Genomic DNA, 15,159 nt, shown 5'->3' on the forward strand with positions numbered 1-15,159 from the left:
TTATTCTTGATAATTTACTCAACTTATATTTTACTTAATTTGGATTATTTTACAATATAGTTTACAAAACTTGACATGTTTTATCATTAATGCACATAATGTTAATGTGCATGACTATTGGGCATAAAATAAATACATGATAAAAATTAATGCTTTAGACTTACTCGAAAGAGATATTTTTGAAGTTGAAATTTTTTCAGAAAACGGGGATTTGATACACGCAGCTAATGAGCGTGTTACACCCGAGAATCTGTTAAGACTATACTTCACCGATATTTATGTTAAACAATCTTTGTCTGACAAGGACAAAGCCTTTTTGACTGAAAAAAATTCTGTTCCATCGGTCTATATGTCTTTTGATGAGGAGGAAGCTAAGGCTGTTGCGAAATATTCTATTTATATGGGAGAATTGCTTCATTTTTCTCGACTTAAACTTAAAGAGCTTGAGCAAGCAGCATATAATTATAATATCGGTGTTAAAAAAATCAAAATATCTGACAAAGATAATGATGATTTTATGCATTTAAAAGGTGAATATGGCTATAAATACCTGTTGCAAGAGTTGAAACTTCCCGATAAGGTCGCCGAAGTTGCAAGATTGTATAATAAAGATTATAATTGTAACGACTTCAGTATTGCTAATAATAAGCTTGAAAATATACCATATTATCACATTGTGGCTATTGCTGACTATTATTTTAATTATTTTAGAAAATCAAATTCTAAAGAAAAAACCATACAAAAGATGATTCGAATCGGTGGCAAAAAATTTAATATTTACATATTACATAAATTTTTGAATAAAATGAAAGACATAAATGACTAACTCTCAAATCGACAGCATTAATAAATTTATATCTCATTTCTTTCCGAATATTGTTTCGGCTTTGCACAAAGCTCTCGGAAAAGACCCTTTTCAAAAATTTAACTTGACCGCTGAAGGTAATGAATTGTTGCCTTCAGATTTAAGCGATTATTCGGCTTTCGCTATATATTCAAGACAGTATAAAAAAGCTAAAACAATATGCTCTTTTGCTGTTTTGTTCCCTGAAAATTTGGCTGTTAAAATAGCTGATGTCTTTATGGGGGGGAATGGCGATGCCGAAAAAAAAGGTGCTTTGACTGAGCTTCAGGTTAATTCTTGTTTAAAATTTTTAGATAATATCTTGGAAGCTGTCGCTGTGCGTTATAATAAAATTTGTGAAGCTCCTATGTCCCCTTTGAAAGAATTAGAGTTCCGCCAATGTGCCGATAAAAAACATGATGATTGGTTCAAAGATTTAACGCCTGATTTCGTCATTCATCTTAATCTTAAAATTAATGATTCGCTTGAATTTCCTATACATTTGTTTTTGGAGTATGAACAACTTATTGCAACAATGTCAAGATTAGGTCTGCTTAAAGAGGATATTCAACATCTAAGACCTGATATATCCCATATGAATATAAATTTACTTGGCGATATTGAAATCCCATTGGTTGCTGAACTCGGTAGAACTCAAATTCCCATTAAATACGCAATGGAGCTTACTCAAGGTTCCTTGATTGAGCTTGATAATGATGCTGACGAACCTATTAAATTATATTCAGAAGGTGTCGAAGTCGGCACTGCCGAAATCGTTGTGGTGGGCGATACTTTCGGGGTTAAAATAAAAAAAATAATTCCTCCTGAAGAAAGATTCAGATAAATATATGAGTGTTTTGAAATATATTATTGAATCCTATGAATTATTTATTTATGGATTCTTCATCTTTATTTTTCTAGTGCTCGCTTTTTTGTATTTCTATTTTTCAAGAGTAGAAACTTGTTATAAAAAAGGTCTGTTACTTCTTGAAGCTAAAGATTATAAAGGGGCTATCCGTAAGTTTAAAAGATTTTTACATAAGTACCCAAAATCGCAAGAGGGTCTACACAAACTCGGTTTGGCGTTTTTCCATAACAAAGAATTTGAAAAAGCTGCTCTCTGCTTTGATAAAATAACAGAAATTAATGCTGATTTTTTCGCTGCAATTTATAATTTAGCATTGTCTTTTCAAATGACTGATGACATTGATGAGGCTACTAAGCTTTATAAAAAAGCAATTTCTATAAATCCTAATGATGTGGATACTTATTATAATTTGGGTATAATGAATTTTAAGGCTAAAAAATATGAAATTGCGTTAAGCTATTTTCAAAAAGCAAATGAAATAGGACCCGGAAAGCCACTTATCTTATATTATATTGCCAGATGCTGCGATTTGTTGAATATTTCAAATAACCTCAAAGTGCAAGAACACGTTACCAAGCTATATTTGCAATTAATCGGTGAAGAAGGACTCCCTAAAGATTATTTGATTACTGCTGCTTATTCTTCTGCTAAAACTGGTCAACTTCAAAAAACTTTACTAATTTTGGATAAAGCGTTAGAGTCAAATCCTGAAAATGCAAATGTCTACAAGCTTGCTGCTATTACAGATTTGATATCTTTAAATAAAGATGGGGCAAAATCAAATATTCTAATTGCTATAGACCTTGACCCAAATGACGACGAGGCTTACAATATATTACAATATGCAGAAAAATTAATAAATAAAGACAATATATCGAAAGAGAGTGACGTATGAGCAAAACAATTTTGGTAATAGATGATTCTCCATTTGTATATAAAACGGTGGTCAGAGCATTGCAAGGTGATGAACAATATGAGGTCGTCGGTAATGCTTTAAACGGTCAATTGGGGATTGATTTGTATATTGAAAAACATCCTGATATAATTACTTTGGACGTTACGATGCCCGTTATGGACGGTCTTGAAACGGCTAGAAAACTTTTTGAACTTAATCCTAATGTCAAAATAGTAATGCTTTCTGCAATGGGCGACGAAACTTTGCTCAATGAAGCAAAAGAATTGGGTATTAAACACTTCTTAATGAAACCGTTTAAACCTGATACCCTTATAGCTAAATTAGCTGAAGTTGTATAATTAAAAGGAGTTTATATCTTGGAAAATATGATTGATGTTTTATTTGATTTTGCTAAAAAATCATTTGAAGATGTAACTTTTGAAGTTACGGAAGAAAAATTTAATCAGGTTCAGGCAGTCGAGGAAAACCAAACTAATATGCTATCCATTTTAATTGGTGTTGCCGGAGAAACAAATGGCAGAATTCTTTTGAATACGTCTATTGATAACGGCAAAAACCTTGCAAAAGCCATGAATTTTGGTGAAGACCTCGAAAACGATGAGGATTTATATGTTTATCTCGCTGAATTTGCTAATATATTCTGCGGCAGAACTGCTACTTATATGAATAATAAATACGGTAAAAGAGAAATTTGGATTACACCACCTTCTATTTTCTCTGCTAAAGACTTAGATATAGTTACTCCTAATGTATCAAGTCAAAAAGCTTTTTATAAAAGCTCTTATGGCGAATTTACAATAGATGTGGGGCAAAGTGAAAGTATTTGCGATGACTTTTAATGTTGTTGATACCTTTTCTACTGTGCTTGAACGTTTGTTTGAGTTTATAGATATGGATTATAAATTTATGTGTGATATGCCTGAAAGTTCTCTTAATTCAACCGAAAAATATAATATTTTAATCGGTATCACGGGGGATTATGAAGGAAATATAATGTTTTGTTTTTCTCAAAAAGTTGCTGAAGATATCGCTAAAAATATTATGGGCGTAGATAAAATATCTACAATAGACATATTTGTCAAAGCTGCTTTGGCTGACTTTTTTAATGAAGCTGTTAAAAGATTCGCCAATCTTGCAAAAATCACAAATATGAATGAGGAAAATAATCCCAAAAAAGATTATACTATTCTTACATCCAATCCTGCATATATATCAGGACAGGATTTATATATGATCAGCAAAGTCCCTTCAAGAAAAATATTCTTCAAAATCAATGGGGAAAAATTCGGTCTCGCATATAGCATGGCAAAAAAATAGGTGTGTAAATGGAATTGAATATTGACAATGAATTCTGGGGCGATTTCGTACAAGAAGCCTTTGAACATATAGAAGAAATTGAGTCAAATGTTCTTACTTTAGAGCAAAATCCTCATGATATGGATATTATTCATACCATGTTTAGAGCTTTTCATACCATCAAAGGTTTGGCTGGATTTGTTGAGCATGAACTTATTCAGGAAATATCACATAGTACCGAAACTCTCATGGATTTATGTCGTAAACAAGAAAAAAATGTTACCAAAGAAATTGTTGATGCTATCTTGAAGTCGGCTGATATAATAAGACATTTGTGTGAAGATGTCGATTCTTATAAAGACGACGCTTATGTCGCCTCTATATATGCTCATAAAGATGTTTTAGAAAATTTATCCGCTTCAAAAGATATACCTACTGTTGAAGAAGCAGTTTTCGAATGTCAAAATTATGAAAATCCTGCTCCTGTTAGCGAAAATAATACAGAAGATGTTCAAATATCTGAACAGCAGCCCGAAGAAAATATGCAGATTCAAGAAATGCAATGTCTTGAAGGGGATGCTACATCTGAGTTTGTTCAAAATACTGTTCAACAAAATCAAGAAAATGATGTTAGCTTTGAAATTCCGCAAAATGTTGAAGAACATTTACCTCCTGCTATTGAGGAGCTAAAAAGCGAAGATTCAGAGACTGTCGTCTATGAGGAAAAATCTTTAGCTAAACTTGCACAACTCGATTTATCCGATATAAAACTTCCTGATGAAGATGAAAATGTTTCTGAAAATAATCAGGCTGCTGTTGATTATAAATCTCAAGTCCCTAAATTTAAATCTGAAACACTTGAGCCTAAATTGACGTCCCAACAAAAAGAAATAGAAGCAAAACTTGAAGCTGCTCCTAAAAAATCAGCTATTATATCTAATGAAGAATTTATGAAGGTCGCCAATGCTAAAATTGATAATTTGGTTAATATAATTGGAGAACTTATTATCAATCAGGCTCTTCTCGATGAACATATTTCTAAAAATTATGCAAACGATAATCAACTTATTTCTAACATGTCAAGCTTTTTGGGGATTACAAGAGAGCTCCAATATCTCTCTATGTCTTTAAGAATGGTCTCTTTTAAATCCACTTTCCATAAATTGACCCGTATCGCCAGAGATACAATTAAGGATTTAGACAAAGATGTTGAATTCATAACCTCAGGCGATAATACTGAAATAGACAGGGTCGTTACTGAAAAATTATTAGACCCTTTGGTTCACTTGATTAAAAATGCTATTTCTCATGGCATTGAGGCTAATCCTGATGTTAGATTGCAAAAAGGTAAACCTCGAAAAGCAAAAGTTGAATTAAATGCATTTAATAAAAGAGGTAAAATATTTATTGAAGTCAAAGATGATGGTAGAGGTATTGATTTGGAAGCTGTATATTTGAAAGCTTTAGAAAAAGGACTTGTGAATACCAGTCAGACCTATACTGATGAAGAAATTCAAGAATTTATTTTACTACCAGGCTTTTCTACCGCTAAAAAAGTTGACAATATTTCAGGTCGTGGCGTAGGTATGGATGTTGTCAAAAATCAAATTCTTAAAATCGGTGGCAAAATTGATATAAAAAGTGAAAAAGACAAAGGCTCCACTTTTACTCTTGAGGTTCCTGTTAATCATGCAATTATGAACGGTACCATTATCGAAATGAATAATCAATATTTCATTATTCCTACCGTTAACGTGAAAGAAATAATTCAACCTGAAAAAGCTGATTGGATTTATACTCAACAAAACAGAACTATGCTTAAAGTTAGGGAAGATATTGTTCCGATTGTTCCTGAAACCTTATTGTTCCCCGATGAAAATAATGATTCGGATAATGCTTTAGTCATTCTCTTGGAACTCGACCAAGAACTTAGAGCATTACCAATTACAAATGTTATAAATCGTCAGGAGGTTGTTGTAAAACCTGTCGGTGAAGAATTCTCTGATTTGAGATATATTGCGGGCATGTCCATTCTCGGTAATGGCAGAGTCTCTTTGATTTTAGATGTGGATTATTTATTTAAAAAAGGAGGTAACGAATAAATGACTGTAACTGAAGAAAAATTACTTACTTTTTCATTAGGCAATGAAGGATACGGTATTTCTATATTAAAAGTAAAAGAAATTATCGGCATGATGCCTATTACTCCTGTCCCTAAAACACCTTCTTTTGTTAAAGGTGTGGTTAACCTTAGAGGCAAAATAATCCCTGTTATGGATTTGAGAATAAAATTTAATATGGAAGAAAAATCTTATAACGAAAGAACTTGTATTATTGTTGTCGAAACCGTTATAAATAATGTCCAACGGCTATTAGGCGTCGTCGTCGATACCGTTTCTGAAGTCGTTAATATATCTGCTGACGAAATTGAACCTTCTCCTCAATATAGTACAGGCATGGATTCGAACTTCATTTTAGGAATCGGTAAGTTGAAAGACAGAGTTGTTATAATAATTGACCTTGACCAAATATTCATAAATAATGAAATTATTAATATATTCGAAAAACAAGAGGTAGCCGTGCATGAATAAAAATACAATAAATCTTGATTCAAGACTAATTATGCTAATAGTTGCAACTCTGCTATTAAGCGGTGCTTCCGCTTATATTGCAGGCAAATCATCATTTTCTTTGATTTCTGTCATATTAATTGTTATATCTGTTTTGATAGCAATTATATTAGCTAAGCTTACGGCTAAATCTTTATCATCAAGCGTTGCATCTTTCATTGATGATTTAAGCCACACAGCTTCGAATGTTGCTTTAACGGCAAATGAGCTCACTCAATCCGGAAATTCATTGGCAGAAGGAACTGCGGAACAAGCAGCTTCTATTCAAGAAACATCTGCTACTCTTGAAGAGTCTGCTTCAATGATTCACCAAACTGCTCAAAATACAAAAGAAGCTGATTCTTTGGCAAAACAGACTACAAGTGCTGCTGATGATGGCAATATTCAGATGAAAAATCTTTTAGATGCGATGGAAGAGCTGAAAAAATCAAGTGCTGAAGTCGCTAAAATTATTAAAGTTATTGATGAAATCGCTTTTCAAACTAATATTTTGTCTTTAAATGCGGCAGTTGAAGCGGCAAGAGCCGGTGATGCCGGCAAAGGGTTTGCTGTTGTTGCTGAAGAAGTCAGAAATTTGGCACAAAGAAGTGCTCAAGCTGCTAAAGATACTGCTGTTATTATTGAAAGCAATATAAAATTGTCTGAAAAAAGTTTGAGTATGTCTGATGTAGTTAGAAATGCACTTGAAGGCATCAGAATTGATACACACAAAGTCAGTGAATTGCTAGAAGAAATTTCGGCTGCAAGTCAAGAACAAGAAATCGGTATTAATCAAATCAATAAAGCTATTTCTCAAATGGAAGTCGTTATTCAAAATACCGCTTCTACCGCTCAAGAAAGCAGTATGTCGGCTAAAAATTTAGAAAGCTATTCTGACAAAATAAAAATAATAGTTGAAACTCTATCTGCTATTACAGGTGTTGCAAAAAATGTTAAGAATACACAGTATTATAATCCATCCTCATTCAAGGATAATAAAACGGAAAAAACAAACAGGTACTCTCAATCTAAAAACATAAAAAAACCTGATTTTAAAAAAGATAAATCTTTTGAAAAAAATATGGTAAAAGAAATAGAAGACAAAAATCCTCCTATTGCAGAAATTGAAGAGAAAAAGCCAAAACTCACCGGTAGAGCAAAGGTGAATCCTGAAGACATTATCCCTCTTGATGATTTTTAATCATTTATTCTCAAATTTTGTAATACTCGATATAATTGTAAAGGTTTAAAATGTTCAACCATACTCAATCTTCTATTTCTCTTTAGCAAAAATATATAGACTTATTTTCTGGATATGTCTATAAAAAGATGGGTATTTACATTGAAGAAAGTAAAAAAGGTCTTTTTGCTCAAAAATTAGTAAAGTTATTCAGAGAAAGCGGTGTTGAAAATATTGGTGAATACTATCACTATATTGCAGCTCCTCCGATTACAGAAAAACAAAAAGAGTTGCAAGGAGTCTTTACTGATACTATAACCGTTCACAAAACAAATTTTTTCAGAGAAAATAATCACTTTGAACACATTAAAAAAAACATAGGACAAATCTTAAATGAGAGTGAAACGGTAAAACGTACAAAAGAGCTTAGGGTATGGTCTTCGGCGTGTTCTACAGGCGAAGAGGCTTATACTTTAGCCATTTTGTTAAAAGAGATTTTGCCTATGGATATAAGGCCAAAAATACTTGCTACTGATATAAGTCCTCAAAGTTTACATAAAGCAATAAGTGGTGAGTATGTATTTGCTCCTGAGGATAATATTCCTCCTTATTTGGTTTCAAAATATTTTTACAAAAACGGAGATATGTGGAGTCTTTCTGAAGAAATAAAAAAATTAGTAACTTTTAGGCTCTTTAATTTGGTCGATAAGTTCCCATTTAAAAATCCTTTTGATATAATATTTTGTAGGAATGTCATGATTTATTTCGATAGAGAAGTGCAAGAAAAGTTGGTTCAACAATTTTATGATGCCTTATCAGCGAATGGGTTGCTATTTATAGGGCACTCTGAAAGTCTTATTCAAATTCATCATAAATTCTTTTATTACGAGCCTACGATATATAAAAAATCACGCCCACATTAAAAAAGAGACTATAAATAATGTCAATTAAAGTTTTAATAATAGATGATTCTGCCATGATCAGAAAAGTTTTTACTCAAGAACTTGAGAAAGACCCTGACATAGAGGTCGTGGGAACTGCTCCTGATCCGATAATCGGTCGGGATAAAATTGTTTATTTGAAACCTGATGTTATTACTTTAGATATTGAAATGCCTCGTATGGATGGGCTTACGTTCTTAGAAAAATTAATGAGGCACTATCCGATGCCGGTGGTTGTTGTGAGTTCTTTGGCTAAAAATGGCGGTGATGTCGCATTAAAGGCAATAGAACTTGGTGCTGTTGAGGTTTTAGCAAAGCCGGGGACGGCATATTCTGTCGGAGATATGAGCGGACAATTAATTGAAAAAGTCAAGGCTGCTGCTAATGTTCATACTTTTAAAACAAATAGTATTACCGGTGCGGCAAAACATTCGCTTTCTTCACCTTCTGCTGCCATGAGAGTTGCAACTACAAATAAAATAATAGCTCTAGGTGCTTCTACAGGTGGTACGGAAGCTCTTTCTCAGGTATTATCTTCTTTACCTGAAAATTGTCCTCCTATCGTTGTAGTTCAGCATATGCCTCAAAATTTCACCAAAGCTTTTGCTAACAGGTTGAATAATATTTGCAAAATAGAAGTCAAAGAAGCGACAGACGGTGAATTCCTCTCTATAGGTAAGGCTTTGATTGCTCCAGGTAATCACCATATGGAAATTAGAAGAAGCGGGACAAGTTATAATGTTGCACTTCTCGATGGCCCAATGCTTTTCCATCAACGCCCTGCTGTTGAGGTCCTTTTTAACTCTGTTGCAAAATATGCAGGTCAAAATTCTGTCGGTGCATTGCTCACCGGCATGGGAAAAGATGGTGCCGCAGGACTTTTGAATATGAAAAAAGCAGGTGCTAATACAATTGCTCAAGATGAACATAGTTGTATTGTTTTTGGTATGCCGAGAGAAGCGATTATGTTAGGAGCGGCTGAAAAAGTTTTGCCTCTGGATAAAATTGCTCAAGGTTTATTAGATTTTTGCAGTCAATAATTCTAATATTAATATAATTTGAGCCTCTTTTGAGAGGCTCTTTTAGAATAAAAAAATATTTCTTGAATTTTATTCTGATTTAGAATATTATTCTATAAAAAGAAAAGGATTCTAAATCATGAAAAATGAAGTAATGGAATTTAAGAGAAAATTAATTCTTGAGGTAGCTGCAAAACACTTTAAAACTTTGGGCTATGAAAAAACGCAAATTGATAAAATCGCTAAAGAATTGAATGTGGGTGTCGGAACCATATATTCTATTTTCGGCTCAAAGGAAGGCATTTTCGCAAGTTATATCTATAGTGTTGTGGATAATGCTTTTTTAGAGATAAAAAGTTTGCTTCAGAATGTTGAACAACCCTTTGAAAAATTAAAGATTTTTGTATCTTACAAGTTTTCTTATTATGAAAAAAACAAGGCGATTATACGTGATTATTTAAAAAACAATCCGTTTTTTATGCAAAACACTCAAAAAGGTGCTCTGAATCCAATGAAAGGTGTCTATACCTTAGTTGCACAAATAATTGAAGATTATGTGCATAACAAGAAAAATGTTATTACCAATGATTATTATCTTTTGGCTTTAACCTTAGACGGTATGATAAGCAGTTTTATTGAGCGTTTCAGTGGCGAAGATGTTGATTTGAATTCGCTTACACCAAAAGTTTTGAATTTATTTGATAATGCGATAGGAGCGTGCCAATGAAAAAATTGTGCATAGCGTTTTTATTGTTCTGTTTCGTTCTTCCTGCCTATTCTAATACGCTTCAAAAAACATCAATTGAAAAATATGATTTGAGTATTGAACAGGCATATGACCTGATGATTGTCAACAATAATGCAATTAAAGCTGCATTTGAGGCAACCGAAGAAAAACGGCATAAGAAAAATGCTGCAATAGGACATTTCTTTCCGAAAATAGGTGTTAATACTACTGTGGCAGGTCTAAGCGATGATATAAGTATCCCTTTAGCTCCTACAAAGTCGATTATGCTTCAAGATAACAAATTGTGGGAAGTTGGAGCAGGTGCTGTTTGGAATGTGTTTACAGGTGGCAAAATCCTTGCTATGAATTCTGCTGCCAGAGCCTATTATGAAGGCTCTAACGAAAAACTTCGAGAAATCAAAGGTGACTTAACCTGTGAGCTTATAAAAAGATATTATGGACTAAAACTTGCAAAAGACGTAATTGATGTCAGAAAACAAGTGGAAGAAACTACAAAAAAACATCTTTCAGATGCTATAAAACTTGAGAAAAACGGTATTATTCCGAAAACAGAAAGGTTACATGCAGAAGTCGCCTACGAAAAAGCTCAAAGAGAACTACTGGCTGCTCAAAGAGATGCAAATATTATCGAAAACAGTTTGAAAAATTTAATAAAAGATGATTCCGTAGACCTTGAAAATGTTACCGTTAGCCCTACTTCAGCTTTGTTTATGTATCAAAAAGATTTTTTGAATGTTAATGAATATACTAAAAATGCTTTAGAAAAAAATCCACAATTGAAACAAGTTGAGGCAAAGAAAAAATTAGCACAGGCAAATTATCGTTCACAAGTAAGCAATTACAGTCCCATTGTGAGTTTGTTTGCTTATGATATTTTTGGCTCAAAAGATTTATCAGCAGGAGTTCCTCGTTGGGCAATGGGGGCGAGCGTTAATTTCGTTGCCTTTGACGGATTAACAAGATTGAATGAGGTTAAGGCTGCAGATTCATTCAGAAAAGAAGTTAAATATGAGCAAAAAGATGCTCAATATAATATTGAAACCCTTGTGAATAAACAATATCAAGAACTTTTAAAATACAAAGAACAATATGACAGTACTTCAAAATCTATGGAAAGTGCCCAAGAATCGCTTAGGGTTACAACAAAAAGTTTTCAAGAAGGTTACTCTACATCTTTGAACGTCACAGATGCTCAAACTGCTTTATCCGGTGTTAAAATTGAACGCCTCAATGCTTTGTATAACTACGATGTTACTTTGGCTCAACTTTTAAAAACCAACGGTGAATATGATAAAATTTTTGAACATATAAAAGAATCAAAAACAGAACAACTGTAAGGAGATACATAAATTGAATAAGAAAAGATTATTTATAACAATAGCTGTTTTCATAGCTGTTTTGGGCATTTTATTATTTATTGTAACCCGTCCGGAGCCTGAAATTATACAAGGCGAAGTCGAAACTCAAACAATTGATGTTTCTTCCAAAATAGCAGGTAGAATTTTGGATATTCCTGTTGAAAAAGGTGATGTTGTAAAAAAAGGGCAGTTGTTGGTAAAACTTGATACCCCTGATATTCAAGCTAAAGCTATGCAAAGTTCTGCTACGTTAGATTTGGCAATGGCTGAAAATCAAAAGGTTAATACCGGAGCCAGAGCTGAGCAAATAGCTATGGCTAAGAGCACTATGCAGCAAGCTGAAGCCGGTTTGTCATTGGCGTCAAAGACATATAAAAGGCTCCAAAATCTACACAAAGATGGTGTTGTTGCAACTCAAAAATTAGATGAAGCTCAAGCTGCCTATAACAATGCGTTGAATGCGGTTGCTACAGCCCGCTCAAATTATCAGATGTTAGAAACAGGTTCCAGAAGCGAAGACAAAATGGCAGCCGGTGCCAATGTCCGTAGAGCTCAAGGTGCCGTTAGTGAAGTCGCTTCTTATTTAAAAGAAAATACACTTAAAGCTCCTATAAACGGTGAAATTACTGAAATCTCCGCAGAAAAAGGCGAGCTTGTCGGTACAGGTTATCCGATAATTACCATTGTAAACCTTGATGATGTTTGGGTTACCTTTAATATCAGAGAAGATTTGTTGTCAAAAATAAAAATAGGTACAATCATTAATGCAAAAATCCCTGCTTTAGGCAACAAAGAAATACCTTTGAAAGTAAATTATATCTCTGTCCTCGGCAATTTTGCGACTTGGAAAGCTACAAAAGCTAAAGGCGATTTCGACCTTAAAACATTTGAAGTAAGGGCTAAACCTCTTAATAAAATTGATGCCTTGAGAGCAGGCATGAGTGCAATCGTAAATTGGGACAAAATTAAATGATGGATGCTTTTATAGCAGTATTTTTAAGAGAATTAAGGCGAATAAAAAATCAGAAGAAATTAATTTTTCCTATGTTTATTTTGCCGATTATATTATGCTTTTTGATTTTTGCTATATTTAAGTCAGGCATGCCGAGAAATCTTCCTATTGCTGTATATAACGCCGATAACTCAAGTCTTTCAAGGACTTATGTAAGGATGTTGGAGGCGTCACCAACTTTGAATGTTGCATATCAAACAACCGATATGCAAGAGGGGCGTGACCTTATTGTTAGCGGAAAAGCCTATGCGTTTATATATATTCCACGTGATTTTCAAAGGGATATATATAAGAATAAAGCTCCTCAACTCGTTTATTATTACAACAACCAACTTTTGCTCGTTGGTGGAATTGTAAGCAAGGAAATTGTAGTTGTGACAAGAACCCTTATGGGCGGGATAAATCTTGCAGTGAAACAAAAATTGGGCGTGCCAAAAGGCGTTGCCATGTCCCAGCTGAATGTTGTTGAAATTGACGAGCATGTTAATGCAAATCCATATTTGAATTATTCGTATTTTTTAGGGATTGTTTCTTTTGCTCACATTTTACAAATATTAGCGTGTTGTGTGTGCGTGTGGGCTGTAGGGACAGAGTTTAAAAACGGTAGTGCTATAGAATGGCTTGAATGTGCAGATAATTCTATACTTATCGGTGTTTTAGGCAAAATATTCCCTTATTTTTTGAGTTTTTTATTTTTGACTTTATTTGTTGATATTGTTTATTTTGGTATATCCGGAATGCCTTTAAGGGGGAATATCCCTTTTGTAATATTAACTACGGTATTATTTATATTGGCTTATCAGCTTATGGGGGCTGCTTTTGTAGCTTATACGGGTAGCTTGCGTTTTGCTTTGAGCAGTGGAGCTTTTTACACAGCATTAGGTTTCACTTTCGCAGGAGTTACTTATCCTCAAATTGGAATGCCTGCTTTTGCAAAGTTTTACAGTTCATTGTTGCCAATATCTCACTATATGAAAATAATGCTCGACCAAACATTAAGAGGGATTCCATGGAAATATGATATGCCTTCTTTATATGGTTTGATTGTGATTATATTGTTGGCGTTATGTTTCTTCCCTCGGTTAAAAAGGTTAGCATTAGATAAAACTCAATGGTATAAAAATTGATGAAAAAAGATTTCTTAACAATATTAAAAATATGGAAAACAGAGCTTATAGCTGTTCTGACAGACCCTGCTACTGTTCTTATTATGATAATTGCATTGTTTATGTATTCAATGTTTTATTCTATTCCATATAGTCATGAGGTTGCAAAAAATATACCTATTTCTGCCGTTGATAATGACAACAGCGTTTTATCAAGAAAATTGATAAAAGATATCAACAGTACAGATTCTGTGGATATCGTTTCGCAGCCTGTTAATAAAAATGAGGCACAAGTTGAGTTCTATAAGGGTAAAACACTTGGGTTTATTGTCATACCGAAAGACTTTGAGAAACATCTTTTAGAGGGTAAAAAAACGCAATTATCTCTATATGCAGATTCAGGGTATTTAGTCATGTATAAACAGGTAGCTGGAGGCGTTATGTCGACCGCTATGACGCTTTCATCAGGCATTGAAGTTAATAAGCTCCGAATGGCAGGTGTTACAAAAAAACAAGCATTGGGGGTAGTTAGACCCTTTATTAGTGTTGATATGCCTTTGTTTAACCCCTCAGGTGGCTATGAAACATATATTTTCCCTGTTGTATTGGTGTTGATAATGCAGCAGACGCTGCTCGTCGGGGTCGGCGTTTTAGGTGGAACTAAGCGTGAAAGGAAAGGGGCGTTCTGTAAAGTTGCATCTGAACCGTGGCAAATTGTTTTGGGCAATTCGCTTGCCTACGTAACTTTGTATTTATCGCACAGTATATTTTTCTTTATCGTAATACCGTTGCTATTTTCTTTCAGGGCACCTGAAAATATTCCCTTATTGGCATTATGCGTTTTCCCGTTTTTGTTTGCTGTAAGTTTCTTAGCTCAAGCTCTTACTATATTTTTTAATGAGCGAGAAGATGGGTTAATGTTTGTTGTTGTACTGTCGTTGCCGATGGTATTTGTCCCGGGATTTGTTTGGCCTAAGGAGGCAATTCCTACGTGGCTCAATTTTGTAGCTGATTTCGTCCCTGCAACAAGAGGTATTGATGCAATTGTCAGGATAAATCAATTCGGAGCGTCGTTTGCCCAAGTAAAATGGGATTTCGTTATTTTGATTGCTTTATGTTTCTTATACTTTTTGCTTGCATGTCTTGCAATAAAACATGTTTGTATTCATCATGAAGAAAATTGAATTAAAATGTTTTTATAAAGTAAGCCGTAAAAGTTGCTGTGATTGGATTTCAATAGTTCTTTAAGATAAATAACAAAA

16 protein-coding genes are annotated in these 15,159 nt (G+C 33.7%); all 16 read left to right on the forward strand.

Going from position 1 to position 15,159, the window contains the following annotated elements:
* Positions 1–136 precede the first annotated feature (136 nt).
* Complete coding sequence (locus PHV37_05300; GenBank protein ID MDD3237496.1) at positions 137–826, forward strand: hypothetical protein; 690 nt, start codon at positions 137–139, stop codon at positions 824–826.
* Positions 819–1,688, forward strand: a complete 870-nt coding sequence (locus PHV37_05305; GenBank protein MDD3237497.1) for a FliM/FliN family flagellar motor switch protein — start codon at positions 819–821, stop codon at positions 1,686–1,688. Before PHV37_05300 ends, PHV37_05305 begins: the two co-directional genes overlap by 8 nt.
* A 4-nt stretch (positions 1,689–1,692) precedes the next feature.
* Positions 1,693–2,607: a tetratricopeptide repeat protein gene (locus PHV37_05310; GenBank protein ID MDD3237498.1), complete on the forward strand. Its 915-nt coding sequence runs from the start codon at positions 1,693–1,695 to the stop codon at positions 2,605–2,607.
* Positions 2,604–2,966 (forward strand): response regulator, encoded by a 363-nt coding sequence (locus PHV37_05315; protein ID MDD3237499.1) that lies wholly within the window; start codon positions 2,604–2,606, stop codon positions 2,964–2,966. The genes PHV37_05310 and PHV37_05315 overlap by 4 nt, the downstream gene beginning before the upstream one ends.
* 27 nt (positions 2,967–2,993) lie before the next feature.
* A complete protein-coding gene (locus PHV37_05320; protein MDD3237500.1) occupies positions 2,994–3,467 on the forward strand; it encodes a chemotaxis protein CheX in 474 nt (157 codons plus the stop codon).
* The gene (locus PHV37_05325) at positions 3,442–3,945 is read left to right on the forward strand and encodes a chemotaxis protein CheX (protein ID MDD3237501.1); all 504 of its coding nucleotides are present in this window, start codon (positions 3,442–3,444) and stop codon (positions 3,943–3,945) included. Before PHV37_05320 ends, PHV37_05325 begins: the two co-directional genes overlap by 26 nt.
* 8 nt (positions 3,946–3,953) lie before the next feature.
* The gene (locus PHV37_05330; protein ID MDD3237502.1) at positions 3,954–6,026 is read left to right on the forward strand and encodes a chemotaxis protein CheA; all 2,073 of its coding nucleotides are present in this window, start codon (positions 3,954–3,956) and stop codon (positions 6,024–6,026) included.
* Positions 6,027–6,515 (forward strand): chemotaxis protein CheW, encoded by a 489-nt coding sequence (locus PHV37_05335; GenBank protein ID MDD3237503.1) that lies wholly within the window; start codon positions 6,027–6,029, stop codon positions 6,513–6,515.
* Positions 6,508–7,734 (forward strand): methyl-accepting chemotaxis protein, encoded by a 1,227-nt coding sequence (locus tag PHV37_05340; GenBank protein ID MDD3237504.1) that lies wholly within the window; start codon positions 6,508–6,510, stop codon positions 7,732–7,734. Before PHV37_05335 ends, PHV37_05340 begins: the two co-directional genes overlap by 8 nt.
* Positions 7,735–7,862: 128 nt before the next feature.
* Positions 7,863–8,636 carry a protein-glutamate O-methyltransferase CheR gene (locus PHV37_05345; protein ID MDD3237505.1) on the forward strand — a complete coding sequence of 258 codons (774 nt, stop codon included), beginning with the start codon at positions 7,863–7,865 and terminating at the stop codon, positions 8,634–8,636.
* A gap of 17 nt (positions 8,637–8,653) precedes the next feature.
* A complete protein-coding gene (locus PHV37_05350) occupies positions 8,654–9,694 on the forward strand; it encodes a chemotaxis response regulator protein-glutamate methylesterase (protein MDD3237506.1) in 1,041 nt (346 codons plus the stop codon).
* Between the two features lie 118 nt (positions 9,695–9,812).
* Positions 9,813–10,400 carry a TetR/AcrR family transcriptional regulator gene (locus PHV37_05355; GenBank protein MDD3237507.1) on the forward strand — a complete coding sequence of 196 codons (588 nt, stop codon included), beginning with the start codon at positions 9,813–9,815 and terminating at the stop codon, positions 10,398–10,400.
* A complete protein-coding gene (locus tag PHV37_05360) occupies positions 10,397–11,758 on the forward strand; it encodes a TolC family protein (GenBank protein ID MDD3237508.1) in 1,362 nt (453 codons plus the stop codon). Before PHV37_05355 ends, PHV37_05360 begins: the two co-directional genes overlap by 4 nt.
* A 13-nt stretch (positions 11,759–11,771) precedes the next feature.
* Positions 11,772–12,752, forward strand: coding sequence for an efflux RND transporter periplasmic adaptor subunit (locus tag PHV37_05365; protein MDD3237509.1), 981 nt, complete (start codon positions 11,772–11,774; stop codon positions 12,750–12,752).
* A complete protein-coding gene (locus PHV37_05370; protein ID MDD3237510.1) occupies positions 12,749–13,918 on the forward strand; it encodes an ABC transporter permease in 1,170 nt (389 codons plus the stop codon). The genes PHV37_05365 and PHV37_05370 overlap by 4 nt, the downstream gene beginning before the upstream one ends.
* Positions 13,918–15,081 carry an ABC transporter permease gene (locus PHV37_05375; protein ID MDD3237511.1) on the forward strand — a complete coding sequence of 388 codons (1,164 nt, stop codon included), beginning with the start codon at positions 13,918–13,920 and terminating at the stop codon, positions 15,079–15,081. The genes PHV37_05370 and PHV37_05375 overlap by 1 nt, the downstream gene beginning before the upstream one ends.
* Positions 15,082–15,159: the final 78 nt, after the last annotated feature.

The organism is Candidatus Gastranaerophilales bacterium, assembly GCA_028693235.1.
In the GTDB taxonomy this organism is placed as follows: Bacteria; Cyanobacteriota; Vampirovibrionia; order Gastranaerophilales; family Gastranaerophilaceae; genus JAQUVW01.

What these genes read in the sequence shown, in the direction of transcription:
- PHV37_05370 (MDD3237510.1), top strand. Translation starts at nt 12,749, where the DNA reads ATGATGGATGCTTTTATAGCAGTATTTTTAAGAGAATTAAGGCGAATA.
- PHV37_05315 (MDD3237499.1), top strand. Translation starts at nt 2,604, where the DNA reads ATGAGCAAAACAATTTTGGTAATAGATGATTCTCCATTTGTATATAAA.
- PHV37_05360 (MDD3237508.1), top strand. Translation starts at nt 10,397, where the DNA reads ATGAAAAAATTGTGCATAGCGTTTTTATTGTTCTGTTTCGTTCTTCCT.
- PHV37_05375 (MDD3237511.1), top strand. Translation starts at nt 13,918, where the DNA reads ATGAAAAAAGATTTCTTAACAATATTAAAAATATGGAAAACAGAGCTT.
- PHV37_05345 (MDD3237505.1), top strand. Translation starts at nt 7,863, where the DNA reads ATGGGTATTTACATTGAAGAAAGTAAAAAAGGTCTTTTTGCTCAAAAA.
- PHV37_05335 (MDD3237503.1), top strand. Translation starts at nt 6,027, where the DNA reads ATGACTGTAACTGAAGAAAAATTACTTACTTTTTCATTAGGCAATGAA.
- PHV37_05305 (MDD3237497.1), top strand. Translation starts at nt 819, where the DNA reads ATGACTAACTCTCAAATCGACAGCATTAATAAATTTATATCTCATTTC.
- PHV37_05350 (MDD3237506.1), top strand. Translation starts at nt 8,654, where the DNA reads ATGTCAATTAAAGTTTTAATAATAGATGATTCTGCCATGATCAGAAAA.
- PHV37_05310 (MDD3237498.1), top strand. Translation starts at nt 1,693, where the DNA reads ATGAGTGTTTTGAAATATATTATTGAATCCTATGAATTATTTATTTAT.
- PHV37_05355 (MDD3237507.1), top strand. Translation starts at nt 9,813, where the DNA reads ATGAAAAATGAAGTAATGGAATTTAAGAGAAAATTAATTCTTGAGGTA.
- PHV37_05300 (MDD3237496.1), top strand. Translation starts at nt 137, where the DNA reads ATGATAAAAATTAATGCTTTAGACTTACTCGAAAGAGATATTTTTGAA.
- PHV37_05330 (MDD3237502.1), top strand. Translation starts at nt 3,954, where the DNA reads ATGGAATTGAATATTGACAATGAATTCTGGGGCGATTTCGTACAAGAA.
- PHV37_05340 (MDD3237504.1), top strand. Translation starts at nt 6,508, where the DNA reads ATGAATAAAAATACAATAAATCTTGATTCAAGACTAATTATGCTAATA.
- PHV37_05320 (MDD3237500.1), top strand. Translation starts at nt 2,994, where the DNA reads ATGATTGATGTTTTATTTGATTTTGCTAAAAAATCATTTGAAGATGTA.